Origin of the sequence: Caballeronia sp. LjRoot29, from assembly GCF_964252755.1 — a bacterium.
GTDB lineage: Bacteria > Pseudomonadota > Gammaproteobacteria > Burkholderiales > Burkholderiaceae > Caballeronia.
The window spans coordinates 132,433-157,497 of sequence record NZ_CAXUPU020000014.1 but is presented as its reverse complement, the minus strand read 5'-3'; the positions used below and the strand labels follow the sequence as shown (position 1 = coordinate 157,497).

Here is a 25,065-nt window from a genome sequence, read left to right as displayed (position 1 = left end):
GACGTCATCAGTGACGCCGGCTTTCTTTTTGAATCTCACAAAGCAGGCCGATAAGCCGGATTCTGTGCACGCCTCACGCCCGAAAGCGTAACGCGCGTGGCAGCCATTCCTCTAGTCGCGCCATTACTGGCGCGCTCAAGCTCCCTACCCGCAGACGAGACGGAGGCACCGTCCTGCATCACGAGGATGCGCGCCTGCCTATTTGGAATTGCTCCGGGTGGAGGTTACCTTGCCGGTCTGCCTTGCAGCAGCCGCGGTGCGCTCTTACCGCACCGTTTCACCCTTACCTGATCCCCGAACTTGCGCCCGGGGCCATCGGCGGTTTGCTTTCTGTTGCCCTGTTCCGCGTGTCGCCACGGATGGCCGTTAGCCATCACCCTGCCTGGTGGAGTCCGGACTTTCCTCGCCCTCTCCGGCCGAAACCGGATCAGCCGCGACTGCCTGGCCTACTTTGCGCCGATGATTTTAGCATGGGGGGGTGCCGCGGCCTCACGGTTGGGCACTTGCACATGCTAAGCCCGCAACCGGCGGCCGGATCGAAAGACCTGAGGGTCATCGTAGAAAGACGCGGCTTCGTTTACAGGCCACCAGCCCGGCACGCCCAGCACCGGTAGCGGCGTGAAGCATCGGCTGGAAATGGCTTCGTTCTTAAGCTGTTCAGCTACTGCGTGGTCGAGGATCGCGCGGCGGCCGGTATCGGTGGCGGAGAAATAAGCGGGCTCTACTTCCACGATCCAGGCGTGTCCCGTGCATGCCTTGTAAGGCGCAACCAGCTTTTCCAAAAGCGCGTGGCCGAAGATGCGCGCCTCGCATCGAAAGCCCCAGGCGGCGCGTTGGTCGACCAGCAACGTGCGCCATTCGAAGGCTCGAAGTGCTGCGGCCAGCGAAGCGTCTGCACAGGCAAAGAGGATCGCGTTTTCATCGAAGAGCGTCAGGGCATCACGCGCTGCGCCTCTTGTGGGACCGATGCCGAGCACATCGATTTCCGCAGCCTGACGGGCGTTCAACGCCGCCTTGATGCGCGGATACTGGAACCACATTGAGCCATTGAAGAAATCGTGCAAGTTGTAGCGCGTGGGCACGCAGCCCGTCTCGGCAATATGCCCTTCGTACGAGGCACCCGTCGGCAGTTTGTCCTGAGCGATGAACGAAAGCGGCTCGCCACGTCCGGTCACGCGCGGGTCGGCGTGTGCATCGACGTTAAGAGTCGACAGATAGGCTGAGTAGCTAGTGAGCGCGGCCCGACGCCAGCGCTCGCCACGTTCGGCTAGCGGCGCAAGCCACGGACTTGACCAATCGATATCCATAAAGCGCTGCGCGGCGAGGGTATCGGTTGACGGCGATGCCGTTTCCGCGCTGTCAGGCTTCAGTGAATTTTCACGATCGGACATACGAGTAGCTCAAGAGGCACGGGGTTTCGCTCAAAGCCCCGAGCGTGCCCCGGCAACCGTCACTCCATGCGCCAGCCAATCGATTCACCGCCGCCCAGCGGCACGATTTCATCATCGCCCGCCATGAATTCCGCTGGGAGCGTCCAGGGTTCGCGACGCAGCGTCACGCTCTCTTTCGAGCGCGGCAAACCATAAAAGTCTGCGCCGTGGAAACTCGCGAAACCTTCAAGGCGATCAAGCGCGCCGGCTTGATCGAAGGCTTGCGTGTAGAGCTCCAGCGCGTGCAGCGCCGTGTAGCAACCGGCACATCCGCACGCGTGCTCCTTCAAGCCCTTCGCATGCGGCGCGCTGTCGGTGCCGAGGAAAAAACGCGGATTGCCCGAGGTCGCCGCAGCGAGCAGCGCCACCCGATGCGTCTCGCGCTTGAGCACCGGCAAGCAGTAGTAATGCGGCCGGATTCCGCCCACAAACAATGCATTGCGGTTGTACAGCAGATGATGCGCGGTCAGCGTGGCGCCGGTCGGGCCGTCGGCATCGCGGACGTAATCAACAGCGTCTTTCGTCGTGATGTGCTCGAACACGACCTTCAGCGCGGGAAAATCGCTGCGCAACGGCGTCATCACCCGATCGATAAACACCTTCTCGCGATCGAACATGTCGATAGCCGGGTCTGTCACTTCACCGTGCACGAGCAGCGGCAAGTCATGCTTTTGCATCGCTTCCAGCGTTTTCGCGCACTTCGCGATGCTCGTCACGCCTGCATCCGAATTGGTCGTTGCGCCCGCCGGATAAAGCTTCACGCCATGGACAAAACCGCTCTCGCGGGCGCGGCGAATTTCGTCGGGCGGCGTGTTGTCGGTGAGATAAAGCGTCATCAACGGCTCGAAACGCGCACCCGGGCCGTCTTTGGGCAACGCCGCCAGAATGCGCCCGCGATACGCTGCCGCCATGTCGGTCGTTGTCACCGGCGGTCGCAGGTTCGGCATGATGATCGCGCGGCCGAACTGCCGTGCCGTATGCGGCAGCACGGCCGCAAGCACCGCGCCGTCGCGTACGTGCAAATGCCAATCGTCGGGACGCGCAAGCGTGATCGAGTCAACGGAGTCAATGGTAGAGGCGGAAGCAGGCGTGGAAGCGGACATTGGCGTGATGGCGATGAAAATAATCGGATGACGGAAACGCAGGGACAGTGACGGCCGCGAAACCAAAAAGCATGAACACGGACGGGAAACGCAAGCGTGAATGAGGCACCGGCACGCGGCGCGAACGAATCACTGAATCATGCGCCGAGAATGCGCGCTTAATGAAGCTGACAGCAAAGCACCCCTCCCAATCGGTCAGTTTTTCTCCCGCCAGCTGACGCGTACCGTGGAAATTCCACAACGATGCCATCTACAGTCGAAAGCCGCGATTTTTTGGCGGTTTCGTCGGTGCTATGCTTTGGTTAAGCCGTATTGTAACGGTTAGCTCCATTCACCCAGTCTGTCTGCAGCCTCAGCAATGTGCCAACTTCTCGGAATGAACTGCGCGGAACCAACGGACGTGACCTTCTCGTTCACCGGTTTCGCGGCGCGTGGCGGCGTTACCGACCATCACGCGGACGGCTGGGGCATTGCGTTCTTCGAGGACAAGGCGTGCCGCCTTTTCATCGATCACCAGTCGTCGGCCAGTTCACCGCTCGCCGAAATGGTGAAGCGATATCCGATTAAATCGAAGAACACAATTGCGCATATCCGCAAGGCGACGCAAGGGCACATCCTGCTGGAAAACTGCCATCCGTTCATGCGCGAGTTGTGGGGACGGCACTGGATTTTCGCGCACAACGGTGACCTGCAAGACTACAAGCCCCGCCTGAACGGACAATATCAACCGGTCGGCACCACGGACAGCGAGCTGGCATTCTGCGCCTTGCTGCAAGGCCTGCGACGCGAATTCCCGGGCTGCCAGCCGCCGCTGGACGAACTGTTCGCGGCGCTTGAGCGGCTCACGCGCGAAATTACGCAATTCGGCGTATTCAATTTCCTGATGTCGAACGGCCAGGCGCTGTTCACGCATTGCTCCACGCATCTGTATTACCTCGTGCGCAGTTGGCCGTTCTCCACGGCGCATTTGATCGACGCCGACATGTCGATCGATTTCGCGAAATACACCACGCCGGAAGATCGCGTCGCGGTGATCGCCACGTCGCCGCTTACCGACGACGAAATCTGGACGCGCTTCGCACCCGGCGATCTCGCGTTGTTCCAGCACGGCGCGTTGCTCAAGACGGTCAATGTGCCGGTGCCGGCGGATGTCGCGGAGAAAGCGCGCGAGCCGCTGTGCAAGGTTTGCGTTGAATCGGTGCTGCGGGTTGAGACTATCGAGACGACGGCGGATGTGGAGACCGAACTAGGTATCGAATGAATCGAGAGTAGTTTCGCGGCAGAAGGATCACCTGAACTCACGCTTGTTCCACTCTCCAGGGAGCTCATGCAATGTCAGGAAAATTCGTCATCGACCGTGCCCGCAACGGCCAGTTCTATTTCAACCTGCGGACAGCCAACGGCGAACCGATCCTCAAGAGCGAAACGTATGTGACGCGTGCGTCGGCCGAACATGGCATTGCGTCTGTCAAGGCGAATGCGCTGATCGACGAAAGGTACGAGCGCAAGACGGATAAAAGCGGCGCGCCTTATTTCAACCTGAAGGCTGGCAATCACGAAATTATTGGCGTCAGCGAGGCGTACAGCAGCGCAGCGGCGAGAGATGCCGGGATTGAATCGCTGAAGAAAAATGCGCCCGATGCAGTGACACAAGACAACACGAAGGCAGCGTCAACCAGCGAGTGACGCTGGACTACGAAGACAAAAAAAATGGCCTTTCCAGCTCACGCCGGAACGGCCATTTTTTCCTCGCGTGCTTCTTGAAAACAATGGAAACAACGCGGCGGGTTAGCCGGTCAGGCAGCGCTAACCGAACCAAAACCCGCGTCAAGCAATCAGTGCAAGATCTTCGCCAAGAAGTCTTTCGCCCGATCCGACTTTGGATTCTCGAAGAACGCGTCCTTCTTGTCGTCTTCCACAATGAAGCCCTTGTCCATGAAGATCACGCGATGCGCGACCTTCTTCGCAAAGCCCATTTCGTGCGTGACGCACATCATGGTCATGCCTTCCTGCGCCAGTTCGACCATTACGTCGAGCACTTCGTTGATCATTTCCGGATCGAGCGCGGACGTGGGTTCATCGAAGAGCATGGCAATCGGGTCCATCGATAACGCCCGCGCAATCGCCACCCGTTGCTGCTGCCCGCCGGAGAGCTGACCGGGGAATTTATCGGCGTGCGTGGAAAGTCCCACGCGCTCCAGCAGCTTCAATCCCTTCGCCGTTGCTTCGTCCTTCGAGCGTCCCAGCACCTTGATCTGCGCGAGCGTCAGGTTCTGCACGATCGTCAGATGCGGAAACAGTTCGAAGTGCTGGAACACCATGCCGACTTTCGCGCGCAGCTTCGACAGGTTGGTCTTCTTGTCGCCGATCGATTGACCATTGATCGTGATCTCGCCCTTCTGGAACGGCTCGAGTCCGTTCACGGTCTTGATCAGCGTCGACTTACCCGAGCCCGACGGACCGCACACCACCACTACTTCGCCTTTTTTGACTTCCGTCGTGCAATCGGTGAGCACTTGAAACGGGCCATACCATTTCGAAACATTCTTGAGTGAGATCATCGAGCGACCTTTTTCTGAAGACTTTTGACGAGACCGGATGCGACCAGGCACACCACGAAATAACAAGCGCCGGCGAACAACACCATTTCGACGGTCGTACCGTCGCGATCGCCCACATTCGTTGCCGTGCGGAAAAAGTCCGCGAGGCTGATCACATACACCAGCGACGTATCCTGGAACAACACGATAGCCTGCGTGAGCAGCAGCGGCACCATGGCGCGAAACGCCTGCGGCAGCACGATCAGCCTCATGGACTGCGTGTACGTCATGCCGAGCGCGAACGCCGCGTTCACCTGCCCGCGCGACACTGCCTGAATGCCGGCACGGATGATCTCCGAATAATACGCGGCCTCAAACAACGAGAACGCGACCATGGCGGAGGCTAAACGGATATCGATTTCAGGCGATAACCCCAGCACATTCTGCAGGAATTGCGGCACGATCAAAAAGAACCACAGCAGCACCATCACGAGCGGAATCGAACGGAACAGCGTGACATAGCCCTTCGCGAACCATTCGAGCGGCTTGATGCCCGAGAGGCGCAACAGCGCCAGCACGGTGCCCCAGAGAATGCCGAACACGAGCGCGAGCAGCGTGATCTTGAACGTGATGATGGCGCCGGTCCAGAGCGTAGGCAGCGAACTCAACACACTGCTCCAATTGAAATGATGCATCACTTGCCTCCAATGTAGCCGGGCAGCCGAGTCTTGGCTTCGACCACTTTCATGAGTTGCATGACGATCAGATTGATCAGCATGTAGGCAAGCGTCACGGCGATAAACGACTCATACGACTGCGCGGTGTAATCGACGAGTTGCCGTGCCTGCGCCGATAATTCGAGCAAACCGATGGTCGACGCCACCGCCGAGTTCTTGAACACGTTCAAAAATTCCGACGTGAGCGGCGGCACGATGATGCGATACGCAACCGGCATCAAAATGTACCGGTAGGTCTGCCATTCGGTGAAACCCATGGCGAGACCGGCGGCGCGCTGTCCGCGCGGCAAGGCCGCAATGCCCGAGCGCACTTGCTCGCACACGCGTGCTCCGGTGAACAACCCGAGGCAGATGATGGATGACGAATAGAACTGCGCGTTCGGAGGCAACTGCTTGAACCAGTTACCAATGGATGGCGGCAGCAATTCCGGTATCACGAGATACCAGATGAAGAATTGCACAAGCAGCGGGATATTACGAAAGATGGCGACATACACCGTGCCGATGGCAGCCAGCTTGCGGTTCGGCACAGTGCGAAGAATGCCGAACAACGAGCCGACGACGAGCGCCACGATCCAGGACGCGAGCGACACGGTAACGGTCACCCAGAAACCGGAAATGAGCCAGCCGAGATAGGTGGTGGGCTCGCCGGTCGAGACAGGGCTTAGGAAAACGCCCCAATTCCAGTGGTAGGACATGGACTCCCTCCAAAAGAAAACGGAAGAAGCAGTGCTCCTTCCGTTTCCATCAATCAAGTAGAACCGAGATTAATCGATTGCCTTGTCGTTCGGGTTCTTGAAAAGCGCCTTCATGTCATCGCTTTCCGGGAAGTTCAGGTTAAGACCCTTCGGCGGAATCGGACTTTCAAACCACTTCTTGTAGATCTTGTCGCCTTCGCCCGAGGTTTCGACCTTGGCGATAGCGTCATCGACTACCTTCTTGAACTCCGGATCGTTCTTGCGCAGCATGCAGCCATAAGCTTCACGCGATTGCGGCGTGCCCACGATCACGAAATCCTGCGGGTTGCTCGACTTTGCACGTTCGCCGGCCAGCAACGCGTCGTCCATCATGAACGCAACAGCGCGTCCCGTCGACAACGTCAAAAACGAGTCGCCGTGATCCTTTGCGCTGATGATGTTCATGCCCATGTTCTTGTCCTGGTTCATCTTGCGAAGCAGGCGTTCGGACGTGGTTCCAGCAGTCGTTACAACGGTCTTGCCCTTGAGGTCGTCGAAGTCCTTGACCCCCGAATCCTTCTTGGTCATCAGGCGCGTGCTGATCACGAAGATGGTGTTCGAGAAAGCAACTTGTTGCTGACGTTCGAGGTTGTTCGTCGTCGATCCGCACTCGAGGTCGATCTGGTTACCCGTCACGAGCAGCAAGCGGTTTTGCGAGGTCACCGACTTCTGTTGAATCTTCAGGTTCGGCATGTTGAGCTTTGCCTTGACGGCGTCGACCACCTTCAAAGCAAACTCATACGAATAGCCGATGACCTGTTGCTTGTCGTCGTAATACGAGAATGGAATCGACGACTCGCGGAAACCCAGGTAAATGTTCCCTGAATCCTTGATTTTCTTGAGCGTATCGTTGTTTTGCGCTTGCGCGCCCGATGCGAAAAGTCCCAGCGCAGCAAGCAGCAGCGCAGCTTTTTTAATCTTCATAATTTTGATCTCCTTGGCGAAAACGGCGCAATTTTAGCAGGGTAATAAATTTGAAAGAATGAATGTTGTCCACAGTTGTTATTTTTGAGACACCCGCTTTAATGTGTGGCTGAGCGGGGGTTTTCAGCACTTTCAATTGACGCTGGTTCTGCCCTAATTTTCTTGGTCTTTTCACGCGAAAAGCCCGGCGGCGTCCCGAAGGACGCCGCCGGGCGTCTTGATGCTTTTCGCGTTAGCGCGGTTTCATGAAAGCGTGCGCTCGCAAACGTTTTTGATGCCTGAAATCACGGATACAGGCCACGCATTTCGCGCGCTTGCAGAATCCGCGTACACGCGACAATGAACGCCGCCGTACGCACGGAAACCGAATGTTCGCTCGCCACTTGCCACACGGCCGCGAAGGCTTCGCGCATCACGCGTTCGAGTCTCTGGTTGATTTCGTCTTCGGTCCAGAAGAAGCTCGAGAAGTCCTGCACCCATTCGAAGTACGACACCGTCACACCGCCCGCATTCGCGACCACGTCGGGGATCACGAGAATACCCTTGTCATGGAGAATGTCGTCGGCTGCCGTGGTGGTCGGGCCGTTGGCGCCTTCCACGACAATCTTCGTCTTGATCTTCGGCGCGTTCTCTTCTGTGATCTGGCCTTCGAGTGCGGCCGGAATCAGGATGTCGCTTTCAATGGTCCAGAACTCGTCCTTCGATACCGGGTCCGCGCCTTCAAAACCCGCCACGCCACCGTGCTTGCCGACGTGCTCGAACAATGCGACTGCATCGATACCTGACGACTTGTATAACGAGCCAGTGTGATCCTGGACCGCAACCACTTTCGCGCCGGCTTCCTGGAACAAGCGTGCAGCGATCCCGCCGACGTTACCGAAACCCTGCACGGCGATACGCGCGCCTTCAATATCGAAGCCAATCCGGCGTGCTGCTTCCGAGCCAACGACAAACACGCCACGGCCGGTTGCTTCTTTACGCCCGAGTGAACCGCCGAGCGAGATCGGCTTGCCGGTCACAACGCCGGTCGCCGTCTGGCCCATATTCATGGAGTACGTGTCCATCATCCACGCCATGATCTGCTCGTTCGTGTTGACATCGGGCGCGGGAATGTCCTGGTTCGGTCCAATGATGATGCCGATTTCGCTGGTGTATCGGCGTGTCAGGCGCTCGAGTTCACCCCGCGACAACGTGCGCGGATCGACGCGGATACCGCCCTTTGCGCCGCCGTACGGCACGTTCACGGCCGCGTTCTTCACGGACATCCACGCCGACAACGCCATTACTTCGGAAAGCGTAACGTCCTGGTGATAGCGCACGCCACCCTTGCCCGGACCGCGCGACATGTTGTGCTGGACCCGATAACCTTCGAAGTGCGTAACCGTGCCGTTATCGAGCTCGATAGGGCAATCGACGATCAGAATGCGCTTCGGGCGCTTGAGAGTTTCAATCCAGCGCGACAGCGAGCCGAGATACGGCGCCACGCGATCAACCTGCTGGAGATAGTTGCCCCAAGGGCCAAGGTGCGTGGAATCGAGGTAGGAGGGAATGGCGTGTTGAACGACGGGAACAGCAGAAGCGGTGCGGTCTTGTTGCGGCGATGACATCGAAACCCCAGCGTTATGTGGAATGGCTTCATTGTCGAAAATTCGCTTATTGAAATCCAATGCCGTTTCATCATTGCGTTATGTTTATCTTGCATAACGGCTGGAAGGCTTATGTAGATTGGGTTTCCACAGGCCTCGATACCTCCTCGCCCACCGCTTCCCAAAGATTACGCATGAGGGCTTGCCGCGGATCGTCTCCCTTCGATGCCATTTTGTCCCGGTACAAACGGATTTCCATCGTGAGCGTGAACTGACCTGCCGGCGTGCCGCGCGTTCCCCGATCGAGCCGGATCAAGCGGCCTTCCTCGACCTCGTTAGCCACCGCGCTGTGCGGCAGGAAAGCGACGCCGTGACCGGCCAGCGCCATCGCTTTGAGACCTTCGGCCATGTCGGTTTCATAAACCTTGTCGAGATAAAGACGTGCCGCCGATGTCGCGATGATCACCTCCGTCATGCGACCGAGATAAGCGTTAGGGGTGTACGAGAGATACGGCGTGGGGGCATCGGCGGTAGCGGGCAACGTGTAGCGCGCGCGGCCCCCCTTGTTCACCGATGAGAACGGGCTGATGGGTTCGGTGCCGAGCGTGAGCATGTCGTAACGGGCAGGATCGAGCGCCATCGGATGGCTCGGATGGTGATAACCCATCACGAGGTCGCAGCCGCCTTCCACTAGAGATAACACGGCGTCGTGCACGTTCAGCGCGCGCAAACGCGTGTTGATGCGCCCAAGCCGCGCTTCTATGTGGTGAAGCCAGCGCGGGAAATAGGTCAGCGAGAGCGTGTGGGGAACCGCGAAGTCGATGGTCGCATCGGGCACGCCGGTCTGCCCGCGCAATAGCGTGCGCGCTTCGTGGAACTGCGAAAGCATCGCGAGCGCCTGCTCGTAGAAGACCTGACCGGCTTGCGTGAGACGAGTCGGATACACCGAGCGGTCGATAAGATCCGTGCCCAGCCACGCTTCGAGCGCCTGAATCCGGCGCGAGAAAGCCGGCTGCGTAATGTGCCGCAGTTCAGCCGAGCGGCTAAAACTGCGCGTCTCCGCCAGCGAGACGAAATCTTCGAGCCATTTCAGTTCCATGCGGCTCCTTCGGCCTGATTGGGGATGCTCCCTGAACAAGTCCGCATTTTACCGTTGTGCTCGCGAGGACTTCGCCGCGACGTTTCAAGCCCGTGCCGACTCGCCCACTTCCACCGCGTCGCTCCCACCCTCTTCCGGCTCCGCTGCCTTCTGCTGCTGCAACGCCCACATCTGCGCAAACAGTCCACCGGCTCGCACCAGTTCCGCGTGCGTACCGCGCTCCACGATCCGCCCGTGATCCATCACGATAATCTGCTGCGCATGCACGACCGTCGACAACCGATGCGCAATGATCAACGTCGTCCGTTCCTGCGCGATCAGATCCAGCTCATGCTGAATCGCGCGTTCGGATTTTGAGTCGAGAGCGGACGTGGCTTCATCGAAGATGAGAAGCGGCGGGTTCTTCAACAACGTCCGCGCGATTGCCACGCGCTGTTTCTCTCCGCCCGATAACTTCAACCCGCGCTCACCCACCGGCGTCTCATACCCGGCCGGCAGACTTTCGATGAACTCATGAATATGCGCTGCCCGCGCCGCCGCGATCACTTCATCGCGTGAAGCCGAAGGCCGACCGTACGCAATGTTGTAGTAGATCGAATCGTTGAAGAGCACCGTATCCTGCGGCACGATACCAATCGCCGCACGCAGCGAATCCTGCGCGACATCGCGGATATCCTGGCCATCCAGCAAAATCCTCCCGCCTTGCTCGCGGTCGAGATCGTAGAAACGAAACAGCAGACGGCCAAGCGTCGATTTGCCCGAACCGCTATGGCCGACAACCGCCGTCGTGGTCCCGGCGCGAATCGTAAAGTCCACGCCATGCAGGATTGGCCGCGCGCGCTCATACGAAAAACTCACGTTCTCGAACCGGACCTCAGCGCCCTTTGCGATCAGCGGCGGCGCGTTCGGCACATCCGGCACTTCACGCCCGGCGCCGAGCAAGGTGAACATGCGGTCCATGTCGGTGAGACTCTGCTTGAGCTCGCGATACACCACGCCCAAAAAATTCAGCGGGATATACAACTGCAGCATGAACGTGTTGATCAGCACGAGATCGCCGAGCGTCAGATGCCCGGCAATCACGCCCTGCGTTGCGCGCCAAAGAATAAATACAAGCCCCGTGCCAATGATGAATTGCTGCCCAAAGTTAAGCACCGAAAGCGAACGCTGCGAACGAATAGCAGCCGTCCGATAGCGCCGCAGGTTTTCATCGTAACGCTGTGCTTCCCACTCTTCATTGCCGAAATACTTCACGGTTTCGTAGTTCAACAATGAATCGATGGCACGCGAATTCGCCTTCGAGTCGAGCTCGTTCATCGTGCGGCGGAAGTGCGTGCGCCATTCGGTGAGCTTGATCGTGAAAACGATATACGTTACCAGTGCAATCAGCGTGACGATCGCGTAATACGCCTCGTATTTCGCAACAAAAAATCCGAGCACGAGGCCGACTTCAACGAGCGTCGGCAGGATGCTGTAGAGCGAATACGAAACGAGTTGCTGAATGCCGCGCGTGCCGCGTTCAATGTCCCGCGACATTCCCCCCGTCTGCCGGTCGAGATGAAACCGCAGCGAGAGCGAATGCAAATGCCGGAACACTTTCAACGCGAGTTGCCGCACCGCGCTTTCCGTGACTTTCGCGAACAGCATTTCCCGCAATTCGGTGAATAACGACGTAGACAGGCGCACGACCGCATACGCCACGACCAGCAAACCCACGCCACTCACCAGGATGATCGCAGCGGAATCCTGCGCGCGTCCGAGCGCGGTCAGGTGCTGGATGGAACTGAGGCTGTCGATGACCTTTTTCATCACGATCGGCACGCCCAGATTCGCGACTTTCGCGCCGATCAGGCATGTCAGCGCGAAACCAACGCGCCATTTGTACGTGGTCAGGTACGGCAGCAGCGAGAGAACGGTCTGCCAGTCGTTGCGCGGGCCTTTGGCGACGGGAACCGGTTCGGAAGGAGAATTGCGGCGCATGGATTCAAGGTCTGCAGAGGTCCGCGCCGCATTAAAAAACGGGCTCGGACGAGCGAGGTATCGCGGGGCGGGCGCCCGTCTCAAAATGCGGGCTTTCCCGTACAATTCGATGTTTCCCGGCATCGGGAATGCTCGGTAAGCCACTCGATAGACGCCGTAAAAACACGCTGGAACGGGGTGAAAGACCTAGACTCGCCCGAGCGCCAGCAACATCGTTTAATCCTGCATTGTCGCAGAAGGTGCCACGGCGCGCTGACCCGCTGGCATCCCGTCACTCTTTCATGGAAATCCGCTCGTGACCCAATCCCTGCAACTCCCCAACAAACCGGTCGCGCTGCGCGTAGTGCCGCAACCGTCCGATGCCAACGTCCACGGCGATGTCTTCGGCGGCTGGATCATGGCGCAGGTGGACATCGCCGGATCGATCCCTGCCAGCCGGCGCGCGAATGGCCGCGTGGCGACCATTTCGGTGAATTCGTTCGTGTTCAAACAACCGGTGTTCGTCGGCGATTTGCTGAGCTTTTATACGGATATTGTGAAGACCGGCAATACGTCGGTGACGGTATCGGTCGAGGTCTATGCACAGCGCATGAGCCTGACCGAAGACGTGGTGAAGGTGACGGAAGCCACGCTGACCTACGTGGCCACCGACAGCGACCGCCGTCCGCGCGCACTGCCCGCGCTCGACTGACCGGCTGGACTCTCGCGCACATCGAGTTGCAGGGTGGCCCGGCTGTTCAGCAGCATCGCGGGAATGTCGCTCGCCGGCAGCGGCTGCGAGAAGAAAAATCCCTGCATCTCGTCGCAATCGCGGGCAACGAGAAAGTCCAGTTGCGCCGCCGTCTCCACGCCCTCCGCGATCACCCGCAACTCAAGCGAGTGAGCAAGCGCGATGATCGCTGAAGTAATCGTTTCATTGCCGCCCGGCGAGCCGATATCCGCAACGAACGAGCGATCAATCTTCAACCGGTCCACCGGGAAGCGCTTCAGGTAGCTGAGGCTTGAATACCCGGTCCCGAAATCGTCGATGGCAATGCTGATGCCAAGCGCCGCCAGCTCCGACAACGTGGTCACGGTGTCTTCCCCGTTGTGCATGATCGCGCTCTCGGTGAGCTCGATTTCCAGGTAATGCGGCGCAAGCCCCGTTTCCGCCAGCACGGATGTCACGAGAACGCGGATATCGCGTTGCTGGAATTGCCGCGCCGACAGATTCACCGACATCCGCGCCGGCGGCAATCCTTCATCCTGCCACGCCTTGTTTTGCCGGCACGCCTCGCGCAGCACCCACTCCGACAACGGCCCAATCAGCCCGCATTCTTCGGCCACCGGAATAAATGCGCCCGGCGAGACCAGCCCGAACTCCGGGTCCATCCAGCGCACGAGCGCTTCCATGCCGACAATCTCGCCGGTGCTCAGATCGACTTGCGGCTGGTAGTGCAGCAGGAATTCGGCGTCGCGCAACGCCCGCCGCAAACGCCGTTCGACATCCATCCGCGCCCCCACGCTCGCATTCATTTCGGGCTGATAGAACTGATACGTGTTGCGCCCCATGTCCTTCGCTCGATACATCGCGATATCGGCTTTCTTGAGCACGGTTTCAGCGTCATCGCCATCTTGCGGGAACAGGCTCGCTCCCATGCTGCAGCCGACATACATCTCCGTGCCATCGAGCCATACGGGGTCCGAAATGGCGGTCCGCACGCGCTCCATCCAGGCGATCAGCGCGCTTTCGCAGGCCATGTCGGGAAGCACGATCACGAACTCGTCGCCGCCGTGGCGCGCGACCGTATCGCCGGTGCGCCCGCAACGCGCCAGCCGCTCGGCGACCACCGCGAGCAAGCGGTCACCTACGCTGTGGCCAAGGCTATCGTTGACGTTCTTGAAGCCATCGAGATCGACGAAAACTACGGCCAGCGAGCTCCCCTCCTGACGCGCCCGGTCAATCGCGTCTTGTAGCCGGTTACGCAGCAGATTGCGGTTGGGCAGCCGCGTCAGCGGGTCGTAGTTAGCCTGATATTCGAGCTGCTCCTGATAACGGACCACTTCGGTGACATCGTTAATTACGCCGACGTGATGCGTCGTGCGGCCCTGCGCATCCGGCACGGGCGCGATGAACAGCTGATTCCAGAACAGCACGCCATCCTTACGATAATTGCGCAGCACCGCGCTCGCTTCTCGGTTCGCGGCCAGACCCGTGCGGATTGCTTCAAGGCCTTCCTGGTCGAGATCGTCGCGCTGGAGGAACCGGCAATCGCGGCCCACAATGTCCGCCGGGTCGTAACCCGTAATGCGTTTGAACGCCGGATTTGCATATTCGATCACGTTGCCCGTGGCGCTCGTGCCAGTAATGAGCACGGCGTTCACGCAGGCATCGAGCGCACGGCTTTGCAGGCGCAGCGCCAGTTCAGCGCGCTTGCGCTCGGTCGTGTCATCGTACGAACCCAGCACGCCGATAATCCGCCCCGCCCCGTCGAGCAGCGGCATCTTGCTGGTGATCGACGCGCGCACTTCGCTGTCGCGCTCGACGTCGCATTCCAGGTTCATCAGCGGCTCGCCCGTCGCGATAACCCGGCAGTCATCCTCACGAAGTTGCGCGGCCGAGCGCCACCAGGGCAGATCGGCGTCGGTCATGCCAACGACCTGTTCTTTGCTGGTGAGATCGGCATCGCGGGCAAACGCGGAATTGCAGCCCAGATAACGCGAGTCCCGATCCTTCCAGAAGATCCGCTGTGGAATATTGTCGATAAGCGATTCCAGCATCTGCTTCGAACGCCGTGCCTCGGTCTCGGCATTGATACGGTCGGTGACATCGTTGGCGAGCATGAAAATGCCCGGATGCCCCGAATAGGTCAGCCCGTGTGACGAGATGTCAGCGCTCACCGGCGTACCGTCGCGACGCTTGTGCCGCCAGACACTCGCCGGCCGTTGTGCGCCCGTCTGTCGCGGCTGATTGCCGACGGGCATGCCTGCGTGGCGTGCGAGAACGGTGGCGAACCGGTCGAAGTCGTCGTCGGCGTGCAGGTCGCGCACGCTCATCGACATGAATTCGAGTTCGTTGTAGCCGTAATGCGCGAGCGCGGCCGGATTCACCGCCACGAAGCGATACGTCGCGGCTTCGACAATCCACATGGGCACCGGATGCGCGTCGAACAGATCGCGGAAACGTTCGTTGCTGCGTTGCATCGCCCGGGCAATCCGCAGCTTGTCGCGCGCCGATTTCTCGTGGCGCGCGAAGGTGTAGATCAGCGCGGCGCCGCCGGCGAGCATGGTCAGGATCAGCAGGATCACCGCGCGGCTGGACGCCAGCGCGGATTCATTGAGCGCCACCGCGAGCGAATCGGCTTCCCTTGCACGCAGGACCGTCAGTTCGACATCGAGTGATTGCTGGTCTTCGGTGAGACGGCGGACCGCTTGCTCGGCCCAGCCGCGGGACCCGCCGGGTTGGTCTATGGCGGCGCGTTCGAACGCCGATTGAGCGTCGCGTTTCGCGATGCGCGCGCTTTCGCCGAGCAGGTAGAACGCGCCTTTCATGTCGGGTTCGTAATCGATCTGGGCCCGCAGACCGCTTTCCAACGCGTTGATATGCTCTGTACGCGTCTCGCGCACATCGACTGGTGTGAGTACCCCGCTTGCCTCGTACCAGCTTATTTCCGGGAGGATTTCACCCAGGGCGCTGCGATACGCGTCCAGGTCGCGCATCAGGTTGAGTGAGCGCCCCGTGCGCGCGTCCGCATCGCTTTGGCGATCGATTTGCTGGTAGGCAACGAACGCGTTCGCCCCCATGGCGATCAGTACGACGGCCAGGTTCACCAACAAGCGGCGGGAAAAGAATGAGTTCATGTGGGTTCGATCGCCGTCCGGGCGGCGGGGCCGGGAAGACGGGGGCACGTCTTCGCATCGATTTCCGTGTATCGATGGCTAATTATCGGCAGGCGTTCGGGGGAATTTAGGGTGGACGCTTAAAAGACGCGGTTTTGAGGGGTTTCGCGTGCGTGGCGCAAGCGAAACACGTGGCGCGTTTGACAGGTTTGTCAGGTTTGGGGCGCAGCGCAAGCCTCGACCGGACCCGCTCGCCGGGGATCCGGTTCACGCACGCGGAAAGCAGCCGGTCGGTTTTCACCACAGGCAGCCCCACATGCTCAACGAAGCTTTTAGTCGGCGAGACCGAACTCCCGCATCGCCGGAACGAAGTCGTGGTTGACATCGGCCTTACGCGATAACTTCGCCAGCGCGTAACGCTGGAACCGCGACAGCTCCGACCACCGGCCAAGACTCGGCGAGTTGATCCCGCACAAACTGCTTTGGCGAATCACGGTTTCAGGCACGACGTCGGTATGCGCCCAGATTGGATCGCTATCGGGTTCGAAGGTCTCCGGCTTCGCGTCGGCGTGCGTTCGCAGCATCTCGGCAAGCGCCTGGTCGAAATTGGGTTCGATCGCGGCGTCGTCTTCAACCGGAAAGCGCGCGAGCAGTTCCCGGTCGCTGTACGGCAGTCGTCTCCACTGATCGAGCGAAATGATCCGGCCGAAGCGGTCCAGGTTAAAGCGCACGACGAGCGGAATAAAGCTCAGATTCTCAGTCGACTCCAGTTCGAATCCGAACAGGCGCGGAGCGTCGTAAAGTGCCATGAGGTGCCTCGTTGGCGTGATTGGACAGGGAAAGCGGGTGAGGCCGCGGTAGGTTATCGTAGGGCCTTGAACGGCTTTATAGTGTGTCTGCTGCCCCATAAAGGAGCAAGCGGTGTGCCCGAATTTATCTCGATAATACTCATGAGTAGCGGCTAAAACGCGACATCGAAAGCAATCAGCAAGTGAGCCATGCAATGAATGACACAGACATCGACGATCAACCGGGCTACGTACAGCGCCCCGTGCGGCGGCACCGGCTGGGCGAAACACGCGACGCCGCCGATGACGTCGGCCAGGAATGGCCCGTCGCGCTCGTGTACAACGGCGTTTCGCACGCGGTCATGATGTGCACGCCGCGCGACCTGGAAGCGTTCGCGGTGGGCTTTTCGCTGACCGAAGGCATTGTGGAGCGCGGCAGTGACATTCACGACATCGAGGTATTTTTCCACGATACCCCTGCCGGCGACACCTTGCCACACGCTGAAGTGCATCTGCAGGTGGTGCAGCAGGCATTTGTCGCGCTGAAGCAAAAACGCCGGGCATTGGCCGGACGAACGGGCTGCGGCGTGTGCGGGATCGAGAGTATCGACTTGCTCGATCTGCAGCCTGAACGCGTGCCCGATACCGGCTTTTTGAAGCGTCTTGCGAGCGACGCCATTGCTCACGCCGCGCGTGAATTGCCGGCGCACCAGCAGTTATCGAAGCTGACGGGGGGATTGCACGCAGCCGCCTGGTGCGATGAAAGCGGCGCGGTCAAATACGCATTCGAAGACGTGGGCCGCCACAACGCGCTCGACAAATTGATCGGGCATCTGGTGCTGCAACGCGTGGACACTACGCAAGGTTTCGTATTCCTTTCGAGCCGGGCAAGCTACGAACTCGTGCGCAAATCGGCACGGGTCGGTGTGCCCATGCTCGTCACCATTTCCGCGCCTACGTCGCTGGCAATTTCCATCGCGGAAAAGGCGGGGTTGCGGCTGGTGAGTTTTGCGCGGGAAAACGGCTTTGTGGACTACAGCTGCGTGGACAGCGCCACGCGTTAAGCGTGGCCCTTGGCACTTCTTGCCACTTGAGCCCTCGGTTTATCCGAGAGCCCAAGCTTTAATTGAACCGGCTGAAATCCGGCTTGCGCTTCTCAAAGAAAGCCGTGAACGCCTCCTTCGCTTCGGGCGCGGTCAGCATGTGGGCGAAGTGCTCCGCCTCTGCCGCCATCTGCGCGCTGATTTCTCCAGCCTGACCGCCCTTCATCAACGCTTTGGTCGCCTTCAACGATGCCGGCGGCAACGCCGCGAGTTTCTTCGCCTGTTTCATAGCAAACGCGTCCACTTCGTCCGCCGATAAAACCCGGTTCACGATCCCCATATTTGCGGCCTCAGCGGCATCGAAAGATTCGCCCAGCAGAAGTTTCTCCGCCGCGCGCTGATAACCCGCAATGCGCGGCAAGAGCGCACTCGACGCCGCTTCGGGACACAACCCAAGCTGCACGAACGGCAGCGCGAACTTGGCCGTCGACGCTGCGTAGACCAGGTCGCAATGCAGCAGCATCGTCGTACCGATACCCACCGCCCCGCCGCTTACCGCTGCCACCACCGGCTTCTGCGCGGTGCTGATGCGGCGCAAGAACTGGAACACCGGCGCGTCCTGCTTCGCGGGCGGCGCCTTCATGAAATCCTCGATGTCGTTGCCCGCGCTGAACGTATCGCCGACTGCGCGAATCAGCACGACGCGCACGGCGGGGTCGTTTTCGGCATCGAAGAAAGCGTCGGCCATTGTTTGGTACATCGCGGCGGTTAACGCGTTCTTCCGGGCCGGACGGTTGATGGTGATGCTCAGCACGCCATCGACGTGTTCGGTGATGATGTCCATTCCTGTCTCCTGAACGAATCCTGAATGAAGAAACGGTCCGCGAACCGGGTGGTGCGCGAACCGTCGTTTTGCATTGGCTAATACGTGATTACATCCGTTCGATAATGCCCGCCGCGCCCATGCCCGTTCCCACGCACATGGTCACCATGCCGTACTTCAGGTTGCGCCGGCGCAAGCCGTGCACGACCGTGGCGGCACGAATGGCGCCCGTCGCGCCCAGCGGATGACCCAACGCGATCGCGCCGCCAAGCGGATTGATTTTCGACGGATCGAGTCCGAGGTCCTGAATCACAGCCAAGGATTGCGCAGCGAATGCTTCGTTGAGTTCGATCCAGTCGATATCGTCCTGCGTCAATCCCGCCGCTTTCAACGCTGCAGGAATGGCTTCCTTCGGCCCGATACCCATGATTTCCGGCGGCACGCCACGCACCGCAAAACTCACGAAACGCGCGAGCGGCGTCAGGTTGAATTGCTTCAGGATCTTCTCGCTGACCACGATCAACGCACCCGCGCCGTCGGAAGTCTGCGAGCTGTTGCCGGCCGTGACCGAACCTTTTGCCGCGAAGACGGGACGCAATTTGGCGAGCCCTTCCATTGTCGTGTCCTGACGCGGGCCTTCGTCGTTCCTGATCTCGCGCGAATTCACGCGAATCTCACCTGAGGCAAGATCCGGGAAACGTTCGTTCAGCGTGAAGGCGGCGATTTCATCGTTGAACTCGCCGGTGCGTTGCGCTTCCAATGCGCGTCGATGCGATTCCACCGAGAACGCATCCTGCGCTTCGCGGCTGATCTTCCAGCGCTCGGCCACGCGTTCGGCGGTCAAGCCCATGCCGTAAGCAATGCCGACGTTCTCGTCGCGATCGAAGATATGCGGCGACAGCGACGGCTTGTTGCCCATCATGGGCACCATGCTCATCGACTCGCATCCGCCTGCGATCATCACGTCCGATTCACCGACGCGAATGCGGTCAGCGGCCATCGCCAATGCGGTCACGCCCGATGCGCAGAAGCGGTTCACGGTCACGCCGCCAACCGAGTTCGGCAGGCCTGCGAGCAACGCGCCGATACGCGCCACGTTCAGGCCTTGCTCGCCTTCGGGAATCGCGCAACCGATGATTGCGTCTTCGATCAGCTTCGTATCCAGCCCGGGCACTTGCGCGACGGCTGAACGGATCGCGTGGACGAGCAGTTCGTCCGGCCGCGTGTTCTTGAAGATGCCGCGCGGCGCCTTGCCGATAGGCGTCCGGCTCGCGGCGACAATATATGCGTCCTGCACTTGTTTGCTCATTTGCAGCTCCAAAAGGTGCGCGCGTTAGTTACGAACCGGCTTACCGGTTTGCAACATGCCCATGATCCGTTCTTGCGTCTTTGCGGTGCCGAGCAACTCGACAAACGCACGACGCTCGAGCGCCAGCAGCCATTCTTCGTCGACGAGACTGCCTGCTTCCACATCGCCGCCGCACACCGCTTCCGCGATACGGCTAGCGATCAGGAAATCGTGGTCGCTGATAAAACGGCCATCGCGCATGTTCACGAGCGACGCCTTGATGGTCGAAATTGCCGAGCGTCCCGCAACGGGGATTTGCACGGCACGCAACGGCGCGCGATAACCTGCAGCGCTCAAAGCGCGCGCTTCCTTCTTGGCGATATCGAGCAATTCGTGCACGTTGAAAACGATCGTGTCGGAGGGTTTGAGATACCCCATCGCGCGAGCTTCCAGCGCCGATGCCGACACCTTCGCCATCGCGGCGTTTTCAAACGATTTCTGCACGAATTTCAGAAGATCGCTGGTTGCATTCACGGCGCTGGCCGCGGTCGCTGCGCGCAACGCCGCTTCCTTCAAACCACCGCCAGCGGGCACCAGACCCACACCGACTTCCACCAGCCCCATATAGCTTTCGATATGCGCAACCCGCTTCGCCGAATGCAGCGCGAGTTCGCAACCGCCGCCGAGCGCGATGCCCGACACCGCCGCCACCACCGGCACGCTCGCGTACTTCACGCGCAACATGCCCTGCTGGAAATTCTTCACGAACGGTTCGATACCCTTCGCGCCGCCCATCATGAACGCGGGCATCGCTTCTTCAAGGTTCGCACCGGCCGAGAACGCGCCGCCCGGATTACCGAGTTTCAACGCGGACGTTTGCCAAATGACGACGCCCTTGTACTCGGCTTCAGCGAGTTCGATCGCCTTCGTCAAACCTTCGATCACCGACGGTCCAATCGTGTTCATCTTGCTCTTGAACGACACGATCACGACATCGTCTTCGCCCGCGCGGTCATCGACCCACGCACGCACGGCGTCGGTTTCGAACAGCGTCTTGCCGTAGGTCTTCGGATCGACACCTGTTTCACCGATCAACGGTGCGCGGAATACCTGCTTCTTATAAACATCGAGCGATGAACGCGGGACGTACCTGGAAGCTGTAGCCGACCACGATCCTTCAGCCGTATGCACGCCGCCCTTCTCGGCCACAGGACCGTCGAACACCCACGATGGCAACGGCGCTTTCGACAACGCCTTACCCGCATCGATATCTTCCTGCACCCACTTCGCCACTTGCGTCCAGCCAGCCGCTTGCCAGCCTTCGAACGGACCTTCGTTCCAGCCAAAACCCCAGCGGATCGCGAGGTCGATATCGCGTGCGTTGTCTGCAACGGACTCAAGATGCACGCCGATGTAATGAAACACATCGCGGAAAATGGACCACAGGAATTGAGCCTGCGGATGTTCCGATTCGCGCAGCAACTTCAGGCGTTCAGCCGGTGGACGCTTCAGGATACGGCCGACGAGTTCATCCGCCTTGCCGCCGCCATCGACGTAGGTTCCCGTCTTCGGGTCCAGCACCTTGATTGCCTTGCCTTCTTTCTTGTAGAACCCAGCGCCCGATTTTTGCCCCAGCGCGCCGTTCTTCACCAGACCGGCGAGCACAGCCGGCGTTTCATACAACGCGAAGAAGGGATCGTCCGGCAGGTTGTCCTGCATCGTCTTGATGACGTGCGCCATGGTGTCGAGACCGACCACATCCGCCGTGCGAAACGTCGCCGATTTCGCGCGGCCAAGACGTGCGCCCGTGAGGTCATCGACTTCATCGAAACGCAGTCCGAACTTCTCGGCTTCTGCAATCACCGCAAGAATCGAAAACACGCCCACGCGATTTGCGATGAAATTCGGCGTGTCCTTTGCCCGCACGACGCCCTTGCCCACCACGCTCGTCAAGAACGTTTCAAGTTGATCGAGAATCTGCGGCTGCGTGGTATCGGTCGGAATCAGTTCGACCAGATGCATGTAGCGCGGCGGATTAAAAAAGTGCACGCCGCAAAAACGCGCCTTGAGTTCATCGGAGAAACCCTTCGACAACTCCGTGATCGACAGCCCCGACGTATTGGTCGCGAAAATCGCTTTCTCGCCAATGTACGGCGAGACCTTCTTGTACAAGTCGTGCTTCCAGTCCATGCGCTCGGCGATCGCTTCGATCACGAGATCGCACTCTTTCAGCTTCTCGATGTCATCGTCGTAATTCGCGGGCTGGATGTATTGCGCGTCGTCCTTCACGCCGAACGGCGCGGGCGACAGCTTCTTCAGATTTTCGATCGCCTTCAACGCGATGCCGTTCTTCGGACCTTCTTTTGCCGGCAGGTCGAACAGCAGGACTGGCACCTGGGCGTTGATCAGGTGCGCAGCGATCTGCGCGCCCATCACGCCGGCGCCGAGTACGGCCACCTTGCGTATGTTCAGATTGCTCACGTGTGTCTCCGGGAGAGGGTTTCGATATGACGATGCGCCGCATCCTGTGAAAGATGCGGCGCAGTGCAAAAGAGGCCTAGAACAAGGCTTCGTCGTAGTCCATCAGCGTCTTCGATCCGGCGCGCGCGGCGCGAATCGTCGATGCCGTTTCAGGCAGCAACTTGGCGAAGTAGAAACGTGCAGTGGCGAGCTTCGCCTTGTAGAACGGATCGCCTTCAGCTTCCTTGTCCAGCGCGATGCGTGCCATGCGCGCCCAGAAATACGAGAACACCAGATGCCCGACGGTACGCAGATACGGCACGGAAGCGGCGCCGACTTCGTCCGGATTCTGCATCGCCTTCATGCCGATTTCCATGGTCAGCTTCTGGACCTTATCGCCGATATCCGCGAGCGGGTTGATGAACTCCTGCATCTCCGGCTTCACGCCTTCTTCTTCCACGAAGTCGGTCACGAGCTTGCCGAATTTCTTCAACTTCGCGCCCATGTCGCCGAGAATCTTGCGGCCGAGCAGATCCAGCGCCTGAATCGAATTCGTGCCTTCGTAGATCATGTTGATGCGAGCATCGCGCACGTATTGCTCCATGCCCCATTCGGCGATAAAGCCATGGCCGCCGTAGATCTGCATGCCCATGTTGGTGCCTTCGAACGCGTTGTCCGTCAGGAACGCCTTGATGACCGGCGTGAGCAGCGCGACGAGGTCGGCGGCGTCTTTGCGCGCGGCTTCATCGGCATGGGACAGTTCTTTATCGATGTTCAGCGCAGCCCAGTACGTGAAAGCGCGACCGGCTTCGGCATAGGCTTTCTGCGTGAGCAACATACGGCGAACATCCGGATGCACGATGATCGGATCAGCGGCTTTTTCCGGCGCTTTCGGGCCGGTCAGCGAACGCATTTGAAGACGTTCCTTCGCGTACACGAGCGAGTTCTGATAGGCGATTTCCGTCAGCCCCAGGCCTTGCATGCCGACGCCCAGACGCGCGGCGTTCATCATCACGAACATGGCGTTCAAGCCCTTGTTCGCCTCGCCAACAAGCCAGCCTTTCGCGGAGTCCAGGTTGATGACGCATGTGGAATTGCCGTGAATGCCCATCTTGTGTTCGATGGAACCGCACTTCACGCCATTGCGTTCGCCGGGAGCGCCGGCGTCCGTCGGAATGAACTTCGGCACGATGAAAAGCGAGATGCCCTTCGTGCCAATGGGCGCACCCGGCAGACGAGCCAACACCAGATGCACGATGTTCTCAGCCAGGTCATGTTCGCCGCTGGAGATGAAAATCTTCGTGCCGCTGATGGCGTACGAACCATCGCTGTTCGGTTCGGCCTTCGTGCGCAGCAGCCCCAAGTCCGTGCCGCAATGCGGCTCGGTCAGGCACATGGTGCCGGTCCAGGTGCCGTCGACGAGTTTCGGCAAGTACATCTTTTGCAACTCCGGCGCGCCGTGCGCGTGAACACATTCATACGCGCCGTGCGACAAGCCGGGGTACATCGTCCATGCTTGATTCGCCGAGTTCAGCATTTCGAACAGCGCGTTGTTCACGAACGCGGGCAAGCCCTGGCCGCCGTATTCCGGATCGCAACCCAGTGCCGGCCAGCCCGCTTCCACGTATTGCTTGTAGGCTTCCTTGAACCCTGCCGGCGTGCGCACGACACCATCGCCTTCGTACGTGCAGCCTTCACGGTCGCCAATCTGGTTCAGCGGAAAAAGCACCTCGGCGCAGAACTTGCCGGCCTCTTCGAGAACCTGATTGATGGTATCCGCGTCGAGGTCGGCATGCTTTGGCATGTTCTTGACCTCGGCTTCCACATTGAGCAATTCGTGCAAGACAAATTGCATGTCACGCAGCGGCGCTGTGTACTGTCCCATTTTTCTTCTCCAAGTGTCCAGGAAGCTTGGGCCTTGGTCGCCGCCGAATCTGCCGTAAAGCTTGCCCTCTGCTGATCCGCCTGACGCCTAATGACCGTTGCTTTGATATGAAACAATCGTTTTTTCCAGCGCGTCCCGCGTCAGTTGCACCGCCTCCGGCAAGTGCAGGAAACGCGCATCATGATGCAGGCCGAGCGTGAAGCTATAAAGTTCAAACAGCATCAGCGCCGGATCGGTGTCCGAGCGCAAATGCCCTTCATCTTTTGCCTGGTTGATCGCGCGCGTGAGCGCCGCTCGCCAGGTGGTCACGCTGTGCACCAGCTGCTCGCGGACCGCACTGTCGGCACGATCGTCGTACTCCACCGCGCCGCTGATGTAGATACAGCCCGTTGTCACTTCCTCGATGCGCTTTTCCATCCAGCGCGCCAGCATTGAACGCAAACGCGGCAACCCGCGTGCTTCGCGCAGGCTCGGATAGAACACTTCATCTTCAAAGCGACGGTGATATTCCTTCACCACTTCCACCTGAAGATCCTCGCGCGAGCCGAAATGCGCGAAGACGCCGCTCTTGCTCATTTGCATCCGTTCGGCCAGCAAGCCGATCGTCAAACCCTCAAGTCCGTCGCGGCTTGCCAGGTCCAGCGCAGCATCGAGGATCGCGACACGTGTCTGTTCGCCTTTTCGCATGATCTTTACCGTTTTCATTGAATCAAAATAAAATCGAACGGCCGTACTATTGTTATAGCTAGCCGCTCATGAAACAAGCTTTTTATTAGAAACCGGGGTCTAACTTCTGGCTACATCTATAGGATGAGTCTCAGTT

The 25,065-nt window shown here is 59.6% G+C and carries 21 protein-coding genes and 1 other RNA gene; 4 read left to right on the top strand and 18 right to left on the bottom strand.

Features of this window, described 5'->3' with window-relative positions; all coding sequences use genetic code 11:
- Window positions 1-35: 35 nt before the first annotated feature.
- The 4 genes from rnpB to ACSQ83_RS17645 form a co-directional block, all read right to left on the bottom strand.
- An RNA gene (gene rnpB, locus ACSQ83_RS17660) (RNase P RNA component class A) lies at window positions 36-453 on the bottom strand.
- Between the two features lie 59 nt (window positions 454-512).
- Window positions 513-1,307 carry a DUF3025 domain-containing protein gene (locus ACSQ83_RS17655; protein ID WP_436229024.1) on the bottom strand — a complete coding sequence of 265 codons (795 nt, stop codon included), beginning with the start codon at window positions 1,305-1,307 and terminating at the stop codon, window positions 513-515.
- Between the two features lie 143 nt (window positions 1,308-1,450).
- Window positions 1,451-2,533 carry a dihydroorotase gene (pyrC, locus tag ACSQ83_RS17650; RefSeq protein WP_436229017.1) on the bottom strand — a complete coding sequence of 361 codons (1,083 nt, stop codon included), beginning with the start codon at window positions 2,531-2,533 and terminating at the stop codon, window positions 1,451-1,453.
- Complete coding sequence (locus ACSQ83_RS17645) at window positions 2,496-2,783, bottom strand: hypothetical protein (protein WP_436229016.1); 288 nt, start codon at window positions 2,781-2,783, stop codon at window positions 2,496-2,498. Before ACSQ83_RS17645 ends, pyrC begins: the two co-directional genes overlap by 38 nt.
- A 108-nt stretch (window positions 2,784-2,891) precedes the next feature.
- On the opposite strand from ACSQ83_RS17645, the gene ACSQ83_RS17640 reads away from it, so the two are divergent.
- Together ACSQ83_RS17640 and ACSQ83_RS17635 are read left to right on the top strand one after the other, a co-directional pair.
- Window positions 2,892-3,794 carry a class II glutamine amidotransferase gene (locus tag ACSQ83_RS17640; protein ID WP_436229015.1) on the top strand — a complete coding sequence of 301 codons (903 nt, stop codon included), beginning with the start codon at window positions 2,892-2,894 and terminating at the stop codon, window positions 3,792-3,794.
- 71 nt (window positions 3,795-3,865) lie between these two features.
- Window positions 3,866-4,219, top strand: coding sequence for a YegP family protein (locus ACSQ83_RS17635; RefSeq protein WP_436229014.1), 354 nt, complete (start codon window positions 3,866-3,868; stop codon window positions 4,217-4,219).
- Between the two features lie 149 nt (window positions 4,220-4,368).
- Here ACSQ83_RS17635 and ACSQ83_RS17630 read toward each other — a convergent pair whose 3' ends face one another.
- From ACSQ83_RS17630 to ACSQ83_RS17600, 7 genes are all read right to left on the bottom strand, one after another.
- Window positions 4,369-5,094, bottom strand: a complete 726-nt coding sequence (locus tag ACSQ83_RS17630) for an amino acid ABC transporter ATP-binding protein (protein ID WP_299718117.1) — start codon at window positions 5,092-5,094, stop codon at window positions 4,369-4,371.
- On the bottom strand, window positions 5,091-5,768 hold the full coding sequence (gene gltK / locus ACSQ83_RS17625) for a glutamate/aspartate ABC transporter permease GltK (RefSeq protein WP_414949443.1): 678 nt from the start codon (window positions 5,766-5,768) through the stop codon (window positions 5,091-5,093). The genes ACSQ83_RS17630 and gltK overlap by 4 nt, the downstream gene beginning before the upstream one ends.
- Window positions 5,768-6,508 carry an amino acid ABC transporter permease gene (locus ACSQ83_RS17620; protein WP_414949445.1) on the bottom strand — a complete coding sequence of 247 codons (741 nt, stop codon included), beginning with the start codon at window positions 6,506-6,508 and terminating at the stop codon, window positions 5,768-5,770. The genes gltK and ACSQ83_RS17620 overlap by 1 nt, the downstream gene beginning before the upstream one ends.
- A 69-nt stretch (window positions 6,509-6,577) precedes the next feature.
- Window positions 6,578-7,471, bottom strand: coding sequence for a glutamate/aspartate ABC transporter substrate-binding protein (locus tag ACSQ83_RS17615; protein WP_414969044.1), 894 nt, complete (start codon window positions 7,469-7,471; stop codon window positions 6,578-6,580).
- Window positions 7,472-7,755: 284 nt separating this feature from the next.
- Window positions 7,756-9,078, bottom strand: coding sequence for a Glu/Leu/Phe/Val family dehydrogenase (locus ACSQ83_RS17610; RefSeq protein WP_436229013.1), 1,323 nt, complete (start codon window positions 9,076-9,078; stop codon window positions 7,756-7,758).
- 109 nt (window positions 9,079-9,187) lie between these two features.
- Complete coding sequence (locus tag ACSQ83_RS17605; protein ID WP_436229012.1) at window positions 9,188-10,156, bottom strand: LysR family transcriptional regulator; 969 nt, start codon at window positions 10,154-10,156, stop codon at window positions 9,188-9,190.
- A gap of 84 nt (window positions 10,157-10,240) precedes the next feature.
- The gene (locus tag ACSQ83_RS17600) at window positions 10,241-12,136 is read right to left on the bottom strand and encodes an ABCB family ABC transporter ATP-binding protein/permease (RefSeq protein ID WP_436229011.1); all 1,896 of its coding nucleotides are present in this window, start codon (window positions 12,134-12,136) and stop codon (window positions 10,241-10,243) included.
- Window positions 12,137-12,431: 295 nt separating this feature from the next.
- Here ACSQ83_RS17600 and ACSQ83_RS17595 point away from each other — a divergent pair, with 295 nt between their 5' ends.
- Entirely contained in the window at window positions 12,432-12,827 is a 396-nt protein-coding gene (locus ACSQ83_RS17595) for an acyl-CoA thioesterase (RefSeq protein WP_165086138.1), read from the top strand.
- On the opposite strand, the gene ACSQ83_RS17590 is transcribed toward ACSQ83_RS17595, so the two are convergent.
- On the bottom strand, window positions 12,773-15,976 hold the full coding sequence (locus tag ACSQ83_RS17590; RefSeq protein WP_436229010.1) for a sensor domain-containing protein: 3,204 nt from the start codon (window positions 15,974-15,976) through the stop codon (window positions 12,773-12,775). The two genes, ACSQ83_RS17595 and ACSQ83_RS17590, sit on opposite strands and share 55 nt — an antisense overlap.
- Before the next feature lie 311 nt (window positions 15,977-16,287).
- Complete coding sequence (locus ACSQ83_RS17585) at window positions 16,288-16,764, bottom strand: nitrate reductase associated protein (protein ID WP_414949454.1); 477 nt, start codon at window positions 16,762-16,764, stop codon at window positions 16,288-16,290.
- A gap of 194 nt (window positions 16,765-16,958) precedes the next feature.
- Between ACSQ83_RS17585 and fdhD the strand changes: the two genes are divergently transcribed.
- Complete coding sequence (fdhD, locus tag ACSQ83_RS17580; RefSeq protein ID WP_436229009.1) at window positions 16,959-17,807, top strand: formate dehydrogenase accessory sulfurtransferase FdhD; 849 nt, start codon at window positions 16,959-16,961, stop codon at window positions 17,805-17,807.
- 58 nt (window positions 17,808-17,865) lie between these two features.
- On the opposite strand, the gene ACSQ83_RS17575 is transcribed toward fdhD, so the two are convergent.
- The 5 genes from ACSQ83_RS17575 to ACSQ83_RS17555 form a co-directional block, all read right to left on the bottom strand.
- Window positions 17,866-18,630 carry an enoyl-CoA hydratase gene (locus tag ACSQ83_RS17575; protein ID WP_436229008.1) on the bottom strand — a complete coding sequence of 255 codons (765 nt, stop codon included), beginning with the start codon at window positions 18,628-18,630 and terminating at the stop codon, window positions 17,866-17,868.
- 88 nt (window positions 18,631-18,718) lie between these two features.
- A complete protein-coding gene (locus ACSQ83_RS17570) occupies window positions 18,719-19,918 on the bottom strand; it encodes an acetyl-CoA C-acyltransferase (RefSeq protein ID WP_436229007.1) in 1,200 nt (399 codons plus the stop codon).
- 24 nt (window positions 19,919-19,942) lie between these two features.
- Complete coding sequence (locus ACSQ83_RS17565) at window positions 19,943-22,378, bottom strand: 3-hydroxyacyl-CoA dehydrogenase/enoyl-CoA hydratase family protein (RefSeq protein WP_436229006.1); 2,436 nt, start codon at window positions 22,376-22,378, stop codon at window positions 19,943-19,945.
- A 76-nt stretch (window positions 22,379-22,454) separates the two neighbouring features.
- Entirely contained in the window at window positions 22,455-24,242 is a 1,788-nt protein-coding gene (locus ACSQ83_RS17560) for an acyl-CoA dehydrogenase C-terminal domain-containing protein (RefSeq protein ID WP_436229005.1), read from the bottom strand.
- Window positions 24,243-24,329: 87 nt separating this feature from the next.
- A complete protein-coding gene (locus tag ACSQ83_RS17555; protein ID WP_158937231.1) occupies window positions 24,330-24,929 on the bottom strand; it encodes a TetR/AcrR family transcriptional regulator in 600 nt (199 codons plus the stop codon).
- Between the last annotated feature and the right edge of the window lie 136 nt (window positions 24,930-25,065).

Coding starts and splice junctions, on each gene's coding strand:
- ACSQ83_RS17655 (WP_436229024.1), bottom strand. CDS start 1,307: ATGGATATCGATTGGTCAAGTCCGTGGCTTGCGCCGCTAGCCGAACGT.
- pyrC (WP_436229017.1), bottom strand. CDS start 2,533: ATGTCCGCTTCCACGCCTGCTTCCGCCTCTACCATTGACTCCGTTGAC.
- ACSQ83_RS17645 (WP_436229016.1), bottom strand. CDS start 2,783: ATGGCATCGTTGTGGAATTTCCACGGTACGCGTCAGCTGGCGGGAGAA.
- ACSQ83_RS17640 (WP_436229015.1), top strand. CDS start 2,892: ATGTGCCAACTTCTCGGAATGAACTGCGCGGAACCAACGGACGTGACC.
- ACSQ83_RS17635 (WP_436229014.1), top strand. CDS start 3,866: ATGTCAGGAAAATTCGTCATCGACCGTGCCCGCAACGGCCAGTTCTAT.
- ACSQ83_RS17630 (WP_299718117.1), bottom strand. CDS start 5,094: ATGATCTCACTCAAGAATGTTTCGAAATGGTATGGCCCGTTTCAAGTG.
- gltK (WP_414949443.1), bottom strand. CDS start 5,768: ATGCATCATTTCAATTGGAGCAGTGTGTTGAGTTCGCTGCCTACGCTC.
- ACSQ83_RS17620 (WP_414949445.1), bottom strand. CDS start 6,508: ATGTCCTACCACTGGAATTGGGGCGTTTTCCTAAGCCCTGTCTCGACC.
- ACSQ83_RS17615 (WP_414969044.1), bottom strand. CDS start 7,471: ATGAAGATTAAAAAAGCTGCGCTGCTGCTTGCTGCGCTGGGACTTTTC.
- ACSQ83_RS17610 (WP_436229013.1), bottom strand. CDS start 9,078: ATGTCATCGCCGCAACAAGACCGCACCGCTTCTGCTGTTCCCGTCGTT.
- ACSQ83_RS17605 (WP_436229012.1), bottom strand. CDS start 10,156: ATGGAACTGAAATGGCTCGAAGATTTCGTCTCGCTGGCGGAGACGCGC.
- ACSQ83_RS17600 (WP_436229011.1), bottom strand. CDS start 12,136: ATGCGCCGCAATTCTCCTTCCGAACCGGTTCCCGTCGCCAAAGGCCCG.
- ACSQ83_RS17590 (WP_436229010.1), bottom strand. CDS start 15,976: ATGAACTCATTCTTTTCCCGCCGCTTGTTGGTGAACCTGGCCGTCGTA.
- ACSQ83_RS17585 (WP_414949454.1), bottom strand. CDS start 16,764: ATGGCACTTTACGACGCTCCGCGCCTGTTCGGATTCGAACTGGAGTCG.
- fdhD (WP_436229009.1), top strand. CDS start 16,959: ATGAATGACACAGACATCGACGATCAACCGGGCTACGTACAGCGCCCC.
- ACSQ83_RS17575 (WP_436229008.1), bottom strand. CDS start 18,630: ATGGACATCATCACCGAACACGTCGATGGCGTGCTGAGCATCACCATC.
- ACSQ83_RS17570 (WP_436229007.1), bottom strand. CDS start 19,918: ATGAGCAAACAAGTGCAGGACGCATATATTGTCGCCGCGAGCCGGACG.
- ACSQ83_RS17560 (WP_436229005.1), bottom strand. CDS start 24,242: ATGGGACAGTACACAGCGCCGCTGCGTGACATGCAATTTGTCTTGCAC.
- ACSQ83_RS17555 (WP_158937231.1), bottom strand. CDS start 24,929: ATGCGAAAAGGCGAACAGACACGTGTCGCGATCCTCGATGCTGCGCTG.